Raw genomic sequence first — 588 nt, forward strand, 5'->3', positions numbered from 1 at the left:
CGCCTGAATTGTCGCAACAGAACCTAAATAAATAACCATCGGGGTCTTGAACAATAAATTGCTTCTGTACAGCTATTTGATCTGCGCATTGGTATTCTTTAGTTTCCATTTCAAGGAAAATAGAGTCAGGTACGGATGCTTTCACTCTAGAATACAATTGATCTATTTCAGAAACATCCCATTGGAAATTTACACCTCTACCATAAGGCTTTTCCATTTCACCAGTAAGCCATCTACGACCGACTCCATTTATCCCTTCAACCATTATATCAACGTTATTTAAAGTGAAATATACAAACTCTTCTTCAGCTCTTTCGTATTTCACTTCAAAGCCAAACACATCAACATAGAACTTTTTAGTGACTTCAATATCTTCACAATACAACTCTGGAACCAATTTGAAACTGGACATACATTTTCTCTACGGTTGGCGCATAACGCCTTGTATACGGAAAAGAACCGTTGGATATAATCGCGAAGCGATGGCCAACTGTTATTTTTCCGTTTAAGCAACTTGTTAGCTTTTTGTCAACTAAGCCAAACTACATTTATGTGCAAGTATGGCGTAGCCTTATGAGGATCAGGTGG

General features: G+C 37.9%; 1 protein-coding gene. It reads right to left on the reverse strand.

Annotation, left to right across the window (positions count from 1 at the left end; translation table 11 throughout):
- Positions 1-412, reverse strand: a 412-nt coding sequence (locus CXF74_RS21610) for a bleomycin resistance protein (protein ID WP_101084701.1), incomplete at its 3' end; no start/stop codon positions are given.
- Between the last annotated feature and the right edge of the window lie 176 nt (positions 413-588).

Source organism: Psychromonas sp. Urea-02u-13 (assembly GCF_002835995.1).
Taxonomy (GTDB): domain Bacteria; phylum Pseudomonadota; class Gammaproteobacteria; order Enterobacterales; family Psychromonadaceae; genus Psychromonas.